This is a genomic window from Methylocystis sp. MJC1 (assembly GCF_026427715.1).
In the GTDB taxonomy this organism is placed as follows: domain Bacteria; phylum Pseudomonadota; class Alphaproteobacteria; order Rhizobiales; family Beijerinckiaceae; genus Methylocystis.
Genome location: NZ_CP107558.1, coordinates 2,236,038 through 2,250,073, shown reverse-complemented (window position 1 = coordinate 2,250,073; position 14,036 = coordinate 2,236,038). Strand labels below are relative to the sequence as shown.

Annotated in this window: 16 protein-coding genes; all 16 read right to left on the bottom strand. The window is 61.9% G+C overall.

Translation table 11 applies throughout. The annotated features are described in order from the left end of the window. Nucleotides 1-7: 7 nt before the first annotated feature. The gene (locus OGR47_RS11020) at nucleotides 8-1,102 is read right to left on the bottom strand and encodes an electron transfer flavoprotein subunit alpha/FixB family protein (protein WP_165049067.1); all 1,095 of its coding nucleotides are present in this window, start codon (nucleotides 1,100-1,102) and stop codon (nucleotides 8-10) included. Nucleotides 1,103-1,174: 72 nt separating this feature from the next. Next, entirely contained in the window at nucleotides 1,175-2,026 is an 852-nt protein-coding gene (locus OGR47_RS11015; protein WP_165049065.1) for an electron transfer flavoprotein subunit beta/FixA family protein, read from the bottom strand. 16 nt (nucleotides 2,027-2,042) lie between these two features. After that, entirely contained in the window at nucleotides 2,043-2,378 is a 336-nt protein-coding gene (gene nifW / locus OGR47_RS11010) for a nitrogenase stabilizing/protective protein NifW (RefSeq protein ID WP_165049062.1), read from the bottom strand. Continuing rightward, complete coding sequence (cysE, locus tag OGR47_RS11005; protein WP_165049060.1) at nucleotides 2,375-3,121, bottom strand: serine O-acetyltransferase; 747 nt, start codon at nucleotides 3,119-3,121, stop codon at nucleotides 2,375-2,377. Before cysE ends, nifW begins: the two co-directional genes overlap by 4 nt. Continuing rightward, nucleotides 3,118-4,257, bottom strand: a complete 1,140-nt coding sequence (gene nifV, locus OGR47_RS11000; RefSeq protein ID WP_165049058.1) for a homocitrate synthase — start codon at nucleotides 4,255-4,257, stop codon at nucleotides 3,118-3,120. Before nifV ends, cysE begins: the two co-directional genes overlap by 4 nt. 9 nt (nucleotides 4,258-4,266) lie before the next feature. Beyond that, on the bottom strand, nucleotides 4,267-5,469 hold the full coding sequence (nifS, locus tag OGR47_RS10995) for a cysteine desulfurase NifS (RefSeq protein ID WP_165049056.1): 1,203 nt from the start codon (nucleotides 5,467-5,469) through the stop codon (nucleotides 4,267-4,269). 11 nt (nucleotides 5,470-5,480) lie between these two features. Beyond that, nucleotides 5,481-6,476, bottom strand: a complete 996-nt coding sequence (nifU, locus tag OGR47_RS10990; RefSeq protein WP_165049054.1) for a Fe-S cluster assembly protein NifU — start codon at nucleotides 6,474-6,476, stop codon at nucleotides 5,481-5,483. Nucleotides 6,477-6,531: 55 nt separating this feature from the next. After that, entirely contained in the window at nucleotides 6,532-6,852 is a 321-nt protein-coding gene (locus OGR47_RS10985; protein ID WP_165049052.1) for a HesB/IscA family protein, read from the bottom strand. A gap of 173 nt (nucleotides 6,853-7,025) precedes the next feature. After that, nucleotides 7,026-7,685, bottom strand: coding sequence for a nitrogen fixation protein NifQ (locus OGR47_RS10980; RefSeq protein WP_165049050.1), 660 nt, complete (start codon nucleotides 7,683-7,685; stop codon nucleotides 7,026-7,028). Nucleotides 7,686-7,688: 3 nt separating this feature from the next. Then, nucleotides 7,689-8,006 (bottom strand): ferredoxin III, nif-specific, encoded by a 318-nt coding sequence (gene fdxB / locus OGR47_RS10975; protein ID WP_165049048.1) that lies wholly within the window; start codon nucleotides 8,004-8,006, stop codon nucleotides 7,689-7,691. A 1-nt stretch (nucleotide 8,007) separates the two neighbouring features. Then, nucleotides 8,008-8,208, bottom strand: coding sequence for a CCE_0567 family metalloprotein (locus OGR47_RS10970; protein ID WP_165049046.1), 201 nt, complete (start codon nucleotides 8,206-8,208; stop codon nucleotides 8,008-8,010). A 14-nt stretch (nucleotides 8,209-8,222) separates the two neighbouring features. Continuing rightward, nucleotides 8,223-8,693 (bottom strand): NifX-associated nitrogen fixation protein, encoded by a 471-nt coding sequence (locus OGR47_RS10965; protein ID WP_165049044.1) that lies wholly within the window; start codon nucleotides 8,691-8,693, stop codon nucleotides 8,223-8,225. Further along, nucleotides 8,686-9,096, bottom strand: a complete 411-nt coding sequence (nifX, locus tag OGR47_RS10960; RefSeq protein WP_165049042.1) for a nitrogen fixation protein NifX — start codon at nucleotides 9,094-9,096, stop codon at nucleotides 8,686-8,688. The genes OGR47_RS10965 and nifX overlap by 8 nt, the downstream gene beginning before the upstream one ends. Nucleotides 9,097-9,112: 16 nt before the next feature. Then, nucleotides 9,113-10,504, bottom strand: a complete 1,392-nt coding sequence (gene nifN / locus OGR47_RS10955) for a nitrogenase iron-molybdenum cofactor biosynthesis protein NifN (RefSeq protein ID WP_165049040.1) — start codon at nucleotides 10,502-10,504, stop codon at nucleotides 9,113-9,115. A 10-nt stretch (nucleotides 10,505-10,514) separates the two neighbouring features. After that, complete coding sequence (gene nifE / locus OGR47_RS10950; protein ID WP_165049038.1) at nucleotides 10,515-12,182, bottom strand: nitrogenase iron-molybdenum cofactor biosynthesis protein NifE; 1,668 nt, start codon at nucleotides 12,180-12,182, stop codon at nucleotides 10,515-10,517. A 236-nt stretch (nucleotides 12,183-12,418) separates the two neighbouring features. Continuing rightward, a complete protein-coding gene (gene nifK / locus OGR47_RS10945) occupies nucleotides 12,419-13,978 on the bottom strand; it encodes a nitrogenase molybdenum-iron protein subunit beta (protein WP_165049036.1) in 1,560 nt (519 codons plus the stop codon). Nucleotides 13,979-14,036 lie beyond the last annotated feature (58 nt).

Genomic DNA, 14,036 nt, shown 5'->3' with positions numbered 1-14,036 from the left:
GTGTTCATTAGCCGGCGAGCCGATCACGCTGATGGGGCGACAGTCTTGCGCGGAAAGCTTCGGTGAGCGCCGGCAGCAGGCGGATGGCGTCCGTGGCGATGCCGATATGCGCGAAGTCGAAGATCGGCGCGTTCTTATCGGTATTGATCGCAACGATGCAATCCGCACCTTCGACGCCGACGCGATGTTGAATCGCGCCAGAGATGCCGGCGGCGATATAGAGCTTCGGCCGGATCGTCTTGCCGGTCTGGCCAATCTGGCGCTCGGCGGGGAGCCAGCCTTTCTGAACGACCGGACGCGAGCAGCCATATTCGGCGCCGAGCACGGAAGCGAGGTTCTTCACGAGCTGGAAGTTCTCGGCGCTCTGCAGCCCCATGCCGCCGGCGACAACCACATCCGCAAAGGCGAGATTGCTCTTGTTGGAGTCGCGATCCGGAATGAAGCGCAGCAGCTTGGTGATGATCGAGTCTTCGTCGAGATCGGGCGTGAAGGGCACGACGCGGCCGACGCGATCGGCGACGCGCTCGGGCATGGGCATCACGCGCGGACGCACGGTCGCCATCTGCGGGCGATAATTCAGCGTGTAGATCGTGCAGAGTAGCGAGCCGCCGAAGGTCGGGCGCGTCGCGGCGAGCGAGCCGTCGGCGTCCACCGCAAGCTCGGTGCAGTCGGCGGTGAGGCCCGTGAGTAGCGTCGTCGCCACCGAACCCGCAAGGTCGCGGCCCAGATTCGTCGCGCCCAGCAGGAGAATTTCCGGCTTATAGGCGTTGACGAGCTGAGTCACCGCCTTGGCGTAAGACTCGTTGCGATAGTCCGTCAGCACCGGATGCTCGACGAGATAGGCGACGTCTGCGCCGAAGCGGAAGGCCTCGGCCGCCGCTTCCTTGGTTCCCTCTCCGGGGCCGCCGAGCACGACGGCGCCGAGCTCGACGCCGAGCTTGTCGGCGAGCTTGCGGCCCTCGCCGAGAAGCTCCCAGGAGACCGGATGAACGTCACCGCGCTCCTGTTCAACGCAGACCCAAACATGCTTGTAACCGCGGAAATGCTCCGGCAGCTCTTTTTTTGCGCTAGCGCGAGTGGCGGGCGGCGGCGTGGGGGACATCGTCAGCTCCTGTTTCGAATTTCCGAGCGCGCGTTGCGCAAAAAACCGGTTTCCACTTTTTCGCCACGCGCTCTAGAGTCCGGAAGCGAGTTTGGTCATGTCGGCTTCGAGCGCCGGATGACGCCCGAAGATGGAGGCGATCAGCGCCTCGGCGGAATCGCCGGCCGTCTTGCCGGGCTCGACAAAGGCGGCCTTTTCGGAGCGCGGCGCGGGCGCGAAGACCTTCTTCACGATCGTGGGCGAACCCTTGAGGCCGCATTTCGTGAGATCCTCGATCTCCGCGTCCTTGGCGCTCCAGGTGACGATCTCGGCGCGCGCCGCGCGCAGCGCATCGTTGAAGGCGCCGCGGCGCACTTCATTGGAGCCCTCGATCATGGTGACGAGGCAGGGCATGGCGGTCTTGAGAACCTGCACGCCGCCCTCGGCGCGCCGCTCGACGACAACTTCGCCCTTCTCCGGATCGCACTCGACGATCTTGGAGATATAAGTGAGCTGCAGAAGGTTCAGGCGTTTCGCAATGCCGGGGCCAACCTGTGCCGTATCGCCGTCGATCGTCTGCTTGCCGGTGAAGACAATGTCCTGCTTGCCGAAGGTCTGCTCGATCTTGCGGATCGCCTGCGCCAGCGCATAGGTCGTCGCCAGCGTGTCGGAGCCCGCGAAAAAGCGGTCGGTGAGCAGCACGGCGCGATCCGCGCCGATCGCCAAAGCCTTGCGCAGCGACTCGGAGGCCATGGGCGGGCCCATGGTCAGCACGGTGACTTCGCCGCCGAATTTGTCGCGTAGGCGCAGCGCCTCTTCCAGCGAGAAGAGATCGTAAGGATTGATGATCGTCGGCACGCCCTGCCGCATGATCGTATTGGTCACGGGATGAACGCGGATCTGCGCGCTATCCGGAACCTGCTTGATGCAGACGAGGATTTTCATTTTGTCTTTTCCTGGCTCAGCTGCGCGCGACGGTCAGCGTGGTCAAGGGAACGAACGGCTTCGCCGGCTCCTCCTTCGGCTTCACGGCGTCCTTGTGGACCTTGAAGACGCGCTCGGCGATGGGCGAAGAGGCCGCGAAATCCTCATAGGCTTTCGTGAGCGTCTCTTTGCAGGCGGCGCGCGTTTCTTCGTCGGGGACGCCGTCGAAGTCGTTCTTGGAGAGATATTCCGCCATGCGGCGCAGAATATGGAGGCGCGCGACGCGCACCACGGCCGGATCGTATTCGACGCCGAGCGCTTCGAAGAAATCCTCCGCGGAATGAAGTTTCCGCAATTCGTCGAACACGCTCATGGCGTCGTCTCCTTTTCACTGGCCTTCGAAAGGGTGTCGTTCTTGCGCGCCTGCAGATGCGCCAGGCGCGTTTCAAGGAAGTCGAGCCGGTCGATCAGCACCGAAATGGCGTCGCCGACCGGATCGGGAATGAGATGATGTTCGAGATCGATGCGACCGTCCGGGCCGGAGCGGCGGCGTTCCACTTTCACGATGCGGCCGGGAATGCCGACGACCGTCATCTCCGGCGGAATGTCTTCAATGACGACCGAATTGGCGCCGATGCGGGAGCGGGCGCCGACGGTGATCGGCCCAAGGATTTTCGCGCCGGCGCCGACGAGCACGCCGTTTTCGATCGTGGGATGACGCTTGCCCGGCGCCCATGACGTGCCGCCGAGGGTGACGCCGTGATAGAGCGTCACGTCGTCGCCGATGACCGCCGTCTCGCCGATCACCACGCCGGCGCCGTGATCGATGAAGAGACGCTCGCCGATCGTCGCGCCAGGATGGATGTCGATATTGGTGATCAGCCGCGCAAACCAGGAGAGGAAGCGCGCCGGGAATTTGACGCCGCGCCGCCAAAGGCTGTTGGCGATGCGATAAAACAGGATCGCATGAACGCCCGGATAGAGGAGCGCGACTTCAAGCGAATTGCGCGCCGCAGGATCGCGCCTCAGAACGCAGGAGACGTCGCCGCGCAATTTGACGAAAAGGCTCGGGGGAATGGCGGGCTTCGTCAGCGGAGCTGAGGCGGCGAGGCTCATGGCGCGCCTCCGCATGCGCTCTTGAAGAGGTTCTTCAACTCACGCTTCGTCATTGGCGCCGCCTTCTCGTTCGCGCGTTGGCGGATTTGCGCAAGGAGCGCATTCGCCAGATCGCGGTCGATGTCGAAACCCAGCTCCGCGCCCTTGCTTTTCAGCGCCGCGACGCCCGAGTGCTTGGCCAGCACGACAGTGTTGCGCCGGCCGAGCAGCGCAGGGTCGATCCCCTGATAGGTGCGCGCGTCTTTCAAGAGCGCAGCGACATGAATGCCGGACTCATGGGTAAAGACGTCGGCGCCGACGATCGCCTTCGAGCGGCCGATGCGCCTGCGCGCAGCGCGGGCGACGAGCTTCGCCAGTCCGGGGAGCTGATCGGCGCTGATATTGGTGCGGCCCCGCGCAACATGGCCGAGCGCGACGGCGATTTCTTCCAGAGCGGCGTTGCCGGCGCGTTCGCCGAGGCCGAGAACGGTGACGGAGGCATGCGTGGCGCCCGCGCGTATCGCCGCGAGCGTATTGGCGGTTGCGAGACCGACGTCGTCATGGCCGTGGAATTCGATCGGCAGATCCGTCTCGGCGCGCACATTGGAAATCGCTTCGAAGGCGGAGAACGGGTCGAGCAGGCCGAGCGTATCGGCGAAGCGATAGCGCCAGGCGCCGGCTTGCTGTGCGGCGCGGAGAATGACGCCGATGTCACGCGGATCGGCGCGGGACGAATCCTCGCCGCCGAGCGCCACTGTCAGACCGCGTTCGCGTGCGTAGGAAACGACCGAGCGCACGCGTTCGGCCACAGCCGGGACGTCGACGCCGAGCTTCACGCCGATCTGCAGCCGCGACATGGGCGCGGAGATATTCACATGGGAGACGCCGGCGGCGAGCGCCGCATCGACGTCTTGCGTATTGAGCCGGCACCAGGCCATCACGCGGCAGGGAAGACCTTCGGCCACGACGCGGCTAATGGCGTCGATTTCGTCGCGTCCCATGGCCGGCGTGCCGGCTTCGATTTCATCCACCCCCGCGGCTGCGAGCGCTGTCGCGATCGCAACCTTGTCGCGCGCCGTGAAGGCGACGCGCGGCGCCTGCTCGCCGTCGCGGAGCGTCGTGTCATTGATAAAGACGCGGGGGTGGTCGACGTTCACGGCTTCAACTCACGCATAAACGGGTTTGAAATCGTTCGGATCCTTGTTCGCGCCAGCCCAGAAGGGCGAGAGCTCGCGCAGTTTCTCGAGGATCTTGGGCAGCGCGTCGATCACCTGGTCGACATCCTCCGGCACATTGTCGCGCGAGAGCGAGAAGCGGATGGAGCCATGCGCCGCCGTGAAGGGCACATTCATCGCCTTCATCACATGCGACGGCTCGAGCGACCCCGAGGTGCAGGCCGAACCAGACGAAGCGGCGATGCCCTGGCGCGTCAGATGCAGCAGGATCGCTTCGCCTTCCACATATTCGAAGGCGATGTTGCTCGTGTTCGGCAGCCGCTCGCGCGGATCGCCATTGACGAAGCAATTGGGAATGCGCTGCAGGATCGCCTTTTCGAGCCGGTCTCGCAGCTCCTTCACGCGGGTCTGCTCATCGACCATATGCTCGATGGCCAGCTCCGCCGCCTTGCCGAGGCCGATGATGCCCGGCGCATTCTCGGTGCCGGCGCGGCGTCCGCGCTCCTGATGGCCGCCGCGCAGCAACGGTTTGAAGCGCGTGCCCCGCTTGACGTACAGCGCGCCAATGCCCTTGGGCGCATGCAGCTTGTGGCCGGAAAGCGACAGCATGTCGATCGCACTGCCTTTCAGGACGATCGGCACTTTGCCAACGGCTTGCACCGCATCAGTATGGAACACCGCGCCATGCTCCTTGGCGAGCTCCGCGAGCCCTTCGACCGGGAAAAGCGTGCCGGTCTCATTGTTCGCCCACATAAGCGTGACGAGAGCGACCTTGTCGGAGAGCGCGTTGCGATAGGCTTCGATGTCGAGCCGACCCAGCGAGTCGACGCCGATATAATGAACCTTGGCGCGGCCGGTCTTCTCCAGATGCTGGCAGAGCGCGAGAACGGCGGGATGCTCCACCGCGCTGGTGACGATCTCGTCGCGTCCGGGCATGGCCTCCAGCGCTGATAGAATAGCGGTGTTGTCCGCCTCGGTGCCGCTCGCCGTATAGATGATCTCGTGGTCGTGCTCCGCGCCGAGCAATTGTTGCAATTGCTGACGCGCCTTCTTCACAGACACGCCGACGCTCGCGCCGAAAGAGTGGATCGACGAAGGATTGCCGAACTGCTCCGTGAAGAAGGGGAGCATGGCGTCGACCACCGCCGGATCGACCCGTGTCGTCGCATTATTGTCGAGATAGACTGGACGCATGGTCTTTCCCCTCAATGAGCGTGGTTCTTCACGGGAATGATGCGGATCGGTATGCCGAGCTTGGCGATCAGGCGTTCCTGAATGCCGGAGATGGTGACGCTCGCCATCTGGCAAGCCATGCAGGCGCCCTTGAGATTGACCATCACATTATTGCCGTCGACGTCGATCAGCTCGCAGTCGCCGCCATCTTTTTTGAGATACGGACGAAGCTCTTCGATCGCCTCTTCGATCAGACGGATCTTCTTGAGATTGGTCATGCCGGCGGAAGGCGGCGGCAAGGGAGAAGAGGGCGCAATCGGAGACGTCGCCGCAGCGGCAACTTCCCGGACGGGGGCCTTTTCCGTTTCCTTCTTGGCCTTCGCTTTGGCCTTGAGTTCCGCGGCGTCGGAGCCCCCGATGCGATAGGCCGCATGTTCGGCGATGAGGCCTTCTGCGACGAGTTCGCCATTCACCTTGGCGAGAAGGTCTTCGAGCTTGTCGAAGCAGGTGAGGCAGCCGCCGCCGGCCTTGGTGTAATCGGTGACCTGTTCAATCGAGGTCAGCTTGTTCATGCGGATGGCGCGCTCGATGACGCCTTCGTCGACGCCGAAGCATTTGCAGACGAGCGCGCCTTCGTCATGGTCGTCATGCCATTCCTCGCCGCGGAAATTGGCGATCGCCGCCTGCAGCGCCTCATAGCCCATCACCGAGCAATGCATCTTCTCCGGCGGCAGGCCGCCCAGAAAATCGGCAATGTCCTGGTTGGTGATGGACACAGCCTCTTCCAGAGTCTTGCCGATAATGAGCTCGGTAAGCGCAGAGGAAGAGGCGATGGCGGAACCGCATCCGAAGGTCTGGAACTTCGCGTCCTGAATGACCTCGGTTTCCGGATCGACCTTCATCATCAGCTTCAGCGCGTCGCCACAGGAGATGGCGCCGACTTCGCCGACGGCGTTGGCCTCGCCCAGAACGCCGGCGTTCTTGGGATTGAAGAAGTAGTCCTTGACCTTGTCAGTGTAATCCCACATCGCCGCCTCCTGGCCGCTTCCCGCGCCGAGTCTGAACCCTAGAAATCTGGCGGGTTCAGCCGAAAGACTTGCCGCAGGAGCAGCTCGATTTGGCTTGCGGATTGTCGAAAGTGAAACCGGAACCCTCGAGGCCGATGACGAAGTCGATCTTAGTGCCGTCGAGATAGGCGAGCGAGCCTTCCTCGACATAGACCTTCACGCCGTCGTTCTCGAAGATATGGTCGTTGGGGTCCGCTTCATTCACGAGACCCATTGAATATTTCAGGCCCGCACAGCCGCCGGCCTCGACCATGATACGCAGGCCTTCAACTTCCTGGCCCGCGCCGGCAATGGCCGAACGCACCGCCGTCACCGCGCTATCCGTCAGCTCGATCATCACGACAGCTCCCTTGTTAAGATTGTCTGGACAAGGGAAAAGCAACCGATGTGCCAGCGCGGAACCTCATGGGAATCCAGAGGGTCTCCGCTAGCTTGCTTTTCTGTAATGCAGACATTGTCAGAGAACTGACAAAGCTGTTTCGGCTGTTCTCGGGATTGCGTGGCGGGCGGTCAGCGCTGTGACAGACGTGCGAGCATGCTCGCCCCATCTTCCGCGCCGAAGCAATTGTCGAAATCGCCACATTCGCGGCAGGTTGGGGCCGCGCAGAGCGAAAAGCCCTCGAGCTCACAAAGCTTTCGGTAAAAGAATTTCTTCCATTTCATATTGTCGACATTGGCCGACGCAAGCGCCGGAAACCATTGCGCCATCAGCTTGGTGAGTTCGCTGCGCTCGATCAGGCCGAGATCCTGCCAAAGATGGCGCGGCGACATGGCGCGACGGGCGACGATCGAGATCATCCAGGCGCAGAGCGGCGTCGTGTCCGATTTGAAGCGGGCGAGCAACTCATGAAGCTGCGCCTCTTCTTCATCGAGAAACAATTCTTGCGGTTCGGCTTGGAGGTCAAAAAACTGGCGGGCGTTCGGAGCCCATTGCGCGGTCAGAGCTTCTAGGCCGGCGCGGTCGAGCCCGAGGGCTGAGGAAAGCGTATCTCCCCGTTCCAGCGCGTCAGAAAGCCCGATGGTCAGAGCGCAAGCAATGACATGCGCGGTAAAAGGATCGGCTGCGGCGAGATTGGTGGCGTCCGCGCGGATGGCGCAGTAAATCTGCTCGGCCGTCGGTAAAGGGCGCGCGCCCGCCATTTGTTGATGGGGGGGCGCGAGCATATTCATCGGTCAGGCCGCGATCTCATCCGCTGGCAGATGGGTCTGGCAGTTTTTCGGACAGACCCTTGAGCAGGCGTTGCAGCCGATGCAGGCGCCGGCGTGCTCCACCTTCATGATCTTGCGGTTGAGATCGCCGTCGAAATCATCGTCGTCGTCCTCCGTGACAATGCCGAGGATTTCGCCTTCGTCATTGACGCCGTAAAGCGACATCACACTTTGCGGGCAGACCTTGAAGCAACGTCCGCAGCCGATGCAGGTCTCGGCGTTGATGTCGGTGAGATAGAGCGGCGTATAAGGCGAGCCGTCTCGCGTCTTGAACTCGCTCATTTCAGGCAGCCTCGAGTTCCTTGAGTTTCTTGCGCGCAGCCTCCAACGCCGCATAGGCGTCATGAGTCTCATGCGCGATCGACATGATGTTCGTCCAATTGACCGGCAGCTCCTCCGAGAGGTCGTGCAGGTTCATCTTCATATTCATCGCCCTGGCCGAGAGCTTTTTGATCTCGGCCTTCAATTCATCGACGCTGCTCATCTTCGCGCCTCCGATCAGAACTTGGCCACTTCAGGGAATTTCTCGATCATCTCGACGCCGGCGTCGACAAACTTCTCGCCTTCCGACGCAAGCTTTTCGAACGACTCGAAGCCGAAACGGTGCACGTCGCGCAACTGCTTGTTCACGACGATGAGACGGCCGGTGGTCAGGATCATGCGGCCGAAGCCCTCGTGGCTCATCTTCATCATCGGCTGCACCATGCAGCCCGTGCGGCGCTCGATGGCGAGGCCGACAGCGTTGTAAAACAGCTCGAGACGCCAGAGCATCTCGGGATCCGGATCGCCGATGATCGGGATTTCCTTACGTTGCTCCTTGGTGACGATATAGGGGTCGAGAAGGTTGAGATCGGTCTTCTTCTCCCAGGTTCCATGCGTGTCCTGCGCGCGCCAGACCTTGATCAGCTCCTTGAGGAAGATGCTGTCTTCGGGCTTCGATGCGGTCTCTACGGCGGCGGCTTCAGACATTTTCGGTCTCCTCCTCGAAATCGAAGCTGCGGTCGCCGCTCTTCGACAAAACCTTGCGCAGCCATGGGGGCGGGTTTCCGCGCAGCACGACCTGGAGCTTCTCGATCAGATCGGTGATCTTTTCGGGCTCCTTGACTTTCATCGGGTGAATGTTCGATGCGACGACGCGCGCGGCGCCCGAGCCGCCGATGGCGGCCACATAGAGGATCGCGCAATCCTTGATCGCTTCGAGCTTCGGCTGCAGCTTATCCTCGTTGCCGTCTTCCTGAAGGTCGCCGGAAAAAGCGACCGACTCGACAAAACTGTAGGTTTCGCCGTTGAGATCATAGATGGCGATGTTCTTGGCCCAGCCGAAATGAGCGTCGACCCTTTCGAGGTCTTGGGTGGCGAATGCGACTTTCATGACGCCTCCTATGTCGTCAGTGAGCGCTGATCGGCGCGATATCGTTCTCAGACGCAAGCGTCGTGCCGTCGTGTTCCGCACTTTCCCCGCGCCATGTCTCGGGGGTGGGCTCCGGAACCTGGTCAATGAACAAATTGCCGAGCTTGAAGATGAGATCGCGCGTGCCGCGGTAGCCGACAGAGAGCTCATGCGCGGCACCGATGCGGTCGAACATCGGCAGGCCCATGCGATAGAGCGGAACGCCGCTGCGTTCGGAGGCCTGGCGCCCATGCGAATGCGTGATCATGAGATCACAGCCGGAAAGGCGGTTTTCCAAATCCTCCAGGTCGCCGATCAGGACCTCTTCGGTCATGATCTTTTCGAGCACGGGCGAGTGCGTCGTGGTCACCGCAGCCGTCACTTCCGCGCCCATTTCCGTCAGCCATTGGCTGATCGCGAACAAAAGATCGGGCTCAGCGCCGATGGCGATGCGCTTTCCGCCGAAGTGGAAGTGCCCGTCCAGCATCGCATCGACAAGCTGGCCCCTTTGGCGCCTGAATTTGATCGGAACCGGACGCCCGCTGATCCGCGACAAAAGGCCGATGAGTTCGTCATTGGGCGCCAAGCCGGTGAGGCGATCGAACAGCTGGAAGGGCACGCCGGCGCGCGATTGAAGCGCCTCGGCGCCTTCCCGCATCTGCTCGCCCACCGCGATCGTCCAGGCGGCGCTGCCCATGGCGGCGATGTCTTCCTTGGTGACGCCGCCAAGCGTCGTCGGCGTGAAATCGTCTGGAATGTGCCCGTCGAGCGAGCCGGAGAGATCCGGCAGGAAGGTCGGCTCCAATCCAAAGGCTTCGATGATATCGCGCAACTCGTCGATGTCGCCAGGGGTGAGATGGCATCCGGCAAGCACATTCACGCGCTGCGGCGCGCGCCGCGAGGGGATTTCGTCGGGCACAAAAGCTTCGATCAGCTTTGTTACGGTCTTGCCAAATCCGTCCTGGAACGCATCCTTGAAATCGGGGGTCGAGACATAGACCATGCCGATGTCGTCGAGCTCCGGATGCCGCTTGCGCACCAGCTGCAGATAACCGTCGACGTCGTCGCCCTTCGTTTCCGTCACACCGGTCGAGCAAATGCCGATGACCTTCGGCTTCGCGCGTTTGACGATATTGAGAATGGCTTGTTCGATGTTTTCGAGGCCGCCCAAAACCGTTGCGACCTCGTTCATCGCCGTGGTTTGCAGCGGTATGGCTTCCTTGAAGTGACGGACGAAGAGCACGAGTCCGAAGGACGTGCAGCCTTGCGAGCCGTGCAGCACGGGCATGCAGCCAGAGACGCCCATGAAGGCGAGGGCGCCGCCGATGGGCTGGCTCATTTTCAGCGGATTGACCGCGCAGGATTTCTTGGAGACGGTGACGCGCGCCATTTTTTCCACCTCACGCTGCTTGCGGCGCGGCGATCGCCTGCGCGCTGGACGCCGCTTCGAGCATTGCGGCGATGCGCTCCTGACAACCGCCGCAACCCGTGCCGGCAGCTGTCGCTTTTCCGACAGCGGCAACGTCGTTTGCCCCGTCGCGGATCGCGTCTTCGATGGCGCCAACCGAGATGAGATTGCAGGAGCAAACCTGCTTGTCGCGACGGGCGGCTTCGGCCGCGACGGGATCGGCGGCCAGCGCCGCCGCTTCTGCGGCGATGGCCTCGTCGGCGCGTTGTTCCCAGCTCTTTTCTTCCCAAGGGGCCGGACGGCGCACCTGCTCCCAAACGGGGTTGTAAAGCGCCTTGTCGATCTCGTGGACGAGCTCGACCATGCCTTCATAACCGGCATAGGCGTGATGGCGCTCCTGGTTGATGTCCAGCCAGGGCATTTTCGCCTTCAGCGCGATGAACTGTGAGCGGCCGCCGGAGAGCATGATGTCGGCGCGCGCCTCGCGGAGCATTTTGTACATCTCGCGCGGGGTCATGTCGTCGATCATATGGGCGTCCTGGCCCATCAGCTCCTTGATGCGCTCCTTGTCTTCCTTCGTCGATTTCTTGACGCTCGTGCCGACGAGTTCGAGACCCGCCTCCTGCAGCGCCGCGACAACTGACCAGCTCTTCACGCCGCCGGTGATGAGCAGCACGCGTTTGCCCTCGAGGCGCTCACGGTAAGGCGCGATGCGCGCCCAGGCTCTCGCCTCCTCACGGGCGATGACCGCTTCCGTGCGATCCATCAGCTCCGCGGGCGCGCCACGCTCGATCAACAGCCTTGCGATCTCGCGCAAGCTGTCGCTCATATCGCCGATGCCGTAGAAGGAGCCCTCGAAGAAGGGGATCTCGTAACGCTCCTCCATCTTGCGCGCGACATTGATCATCGCCTTGGAGCAAACCATCATCGACGCGCGGGCGCGATGCGACGAAGCGACCTCGTGATATTTCGCGTCGCCCGAGATGCAGGCGAGAATGCGAATGCCGAGCTCGTCGAGCAGCGGCTTCACCTGCCACAATTCGCCGGCGAGGTTATATTCGCCGATGATGTTGATGTCGTAAGGAGTGGTGTATTCGGGCTCTTGCGTGCCAATCACATGGTCGAGGATTGCCTCGCCCGCGAGCTTATTGCCCAAATTTTTCGGGCCGACGAAGCCGGGCGAAATCACTGGGATCACCGGCTTGTTGAATTTCGCCGCAGCCGCCTTGCAGACCGCTTCAATGTCGTCGCCGGTCATCGCCGGCACGCAGGTCTGATAGACGAAAACGGCCGGAGGATCGTATTTGTCGATGATTTCCTTGATCGACCGATAGAGACGCTTCTCGCCGCCGAACACCACGTCATTTTCGGCGATGTCAGTCGTGAAGCCCGTACGATAGAGCGAGGAGCCGGAGGTCTTGGCGCCGCGATTGTCCCAGCTGTTGCCTTCGCAGGCGATGGGGCCATGAACAAGATGGGCGACGTCGGTAATGGGCTGCAGGGCGATCTTGGCGCCATCGAAGGCGCAGCCGCCGGCGGCGGCGCCTGGCGCGAGTTGCTTGGTGCAGCCCTTTTTGCGCTCTTTCTCGGATTTGCCTTTATTTTTGTCGCAGCCCGGCTCGTTGAAGACGTCCTGGATCTTTTCCGACAGACTCGCCATTCAAATGCCTCCTGCTCACTGGGGTCGCGCGTTCGTCGCGCCTTTGATGCCGCTTCCGCTCAAACGCCTCAGGGTGGGCTAGTCATCCCCGAGGTGTTGAAAGACCGTTCGGGAATCCAGAGCCAAAATTGCGCCAGCTTTGCTCTGGATGCCGGATCGCTCGTCGCGAGCGCGGGAGTGAAAACGCTCGTATGAGAAGCATTCGCCGGGCCAATTGGCCCGGCGACGCAGTGCTGCTAGCGAATGATGTCGAAGGAGTAGTCCGACTTCGCCACGACATTGGTGTTTCGGTCGATGTCCTCGAAGATGGCGTCGAGGATCCACACCAGGACGTTCATCGAGCCCTGATAGCCCCACACCGGGTAGCGGTGCTTGTGGTGGCGATCGAAGATCGGGAAGCCGATGCGGATGAGCGGGGTGCCCGTATCGCGGTCGAGATACTTGCCGTAGGTGTTGCCGATGAGGAAGTCGACCGGCTCCGTGAAGAGCAGCGAACGCATGTGCCACAGATCCTTGTTGGGATACACGTGGCAGTTCTTGCCGAAGGGCGAGGAGTCGAACAGCGCCTGCACCTTCTCCGCCCAGGCCTTACCGCCATTGGTGGCGAGGACGTGAACCGGCTCGCCGCCAAGCTCCATCAAGAAGGCCGCAAGGCCGTAGCAGAGGTCCGGATCGCCGTAGATCGCGAACTTCTTGCCGTGGATGTGGGCGGAAGAGTCGGCGATGGCGTCGACGAGACGACCGCGCTCCTTGGTGAGCTCTGCGGAGATCGGCTTGCCGGAGATGCGCGAAATCTCCATCAGGAATTTGTCGGTCGCCGCAACGCCGACCGGATGGTTTAAGGCGACGACTTCCTGGCCCTTGGTCTTGATATAGGGCAGCGTCTTTTCGGTGCAAAATTCCTGCATCGAAATGGTCGCCTTGGCGTGCAGCGCGTTGGCGACGTCCTCGAGCTTGGTGCCGCCGTCATACATGCGGAATTCACCGTCGGTCGGGGTATCCCACACGTCGCTGTTGTCGCCGAGCAGGGTGTATTCGACGCCCATCGACTCGAAGATGCGCTTCACTTCGCGCATATTGCCGACCGTGTAGCCGTCGAAGCCGCCAAGGAAGTTGATGCTGTTGTTCGGCTGACGCTCCAGCGCCGGGGCCGTGCCAGCCTTGCCGTCCCAGAAGTGCTCGAGCACGCCCTTGATGACGTTGTCGTAGCCGGTGATGTGGCTGCCGACGAAAGCCGGGGTATGCGCGAAGGGAACGTCGAACTCCTGCGGAACCGAGCCCTTTTCCTTCGAGGTCTTGATGAAGGCGTTGAGGTCGTCGCCGATGACTTCCGCCATGCAGGTGGTGGAGACGGAGATCATCTTCGGCTTATACATATTGTAGGCGTTCGCCAGGCCGTCGATCATATTGTTGAGGCCGCCGAACACCGCCGCGTCTTCGGTCATGGAGGAGGAGACGCAAGAGGTCGGCTCCTTGAAGTGACGCGAGAAGTGAGAACGATAGTAAGCGACGCAGCCCTGCGAGCCGTGGACGAAGGGCAGGGTGCTTTCGAAGCCGACGGCCGCGAAGACGGCGCCAAGCGGCTGGCAGGCCTTGGCAGGGTTGACGGTCAGCGCTTCGCGAGCGAAGTTCTTTTCCTTATATTCTTCGGTCTTGGTCCATTCGCGAACGCGTTCCAGCTCCGCGTCCGCAACCGGATTTTCGAAGTTCTTCTTCTTGTTCTCGAACATCTCCTTGTATTCCGGCTGGCGGAACAAATTAAAGTGGTCGAGAACGTTGTCAGCATTCTGTGGCATAAGGAGTTCCTCTCGTTTCCGCTAGCCGGTCTCGCCCCAGGGGAGAGGCGAGACCTTT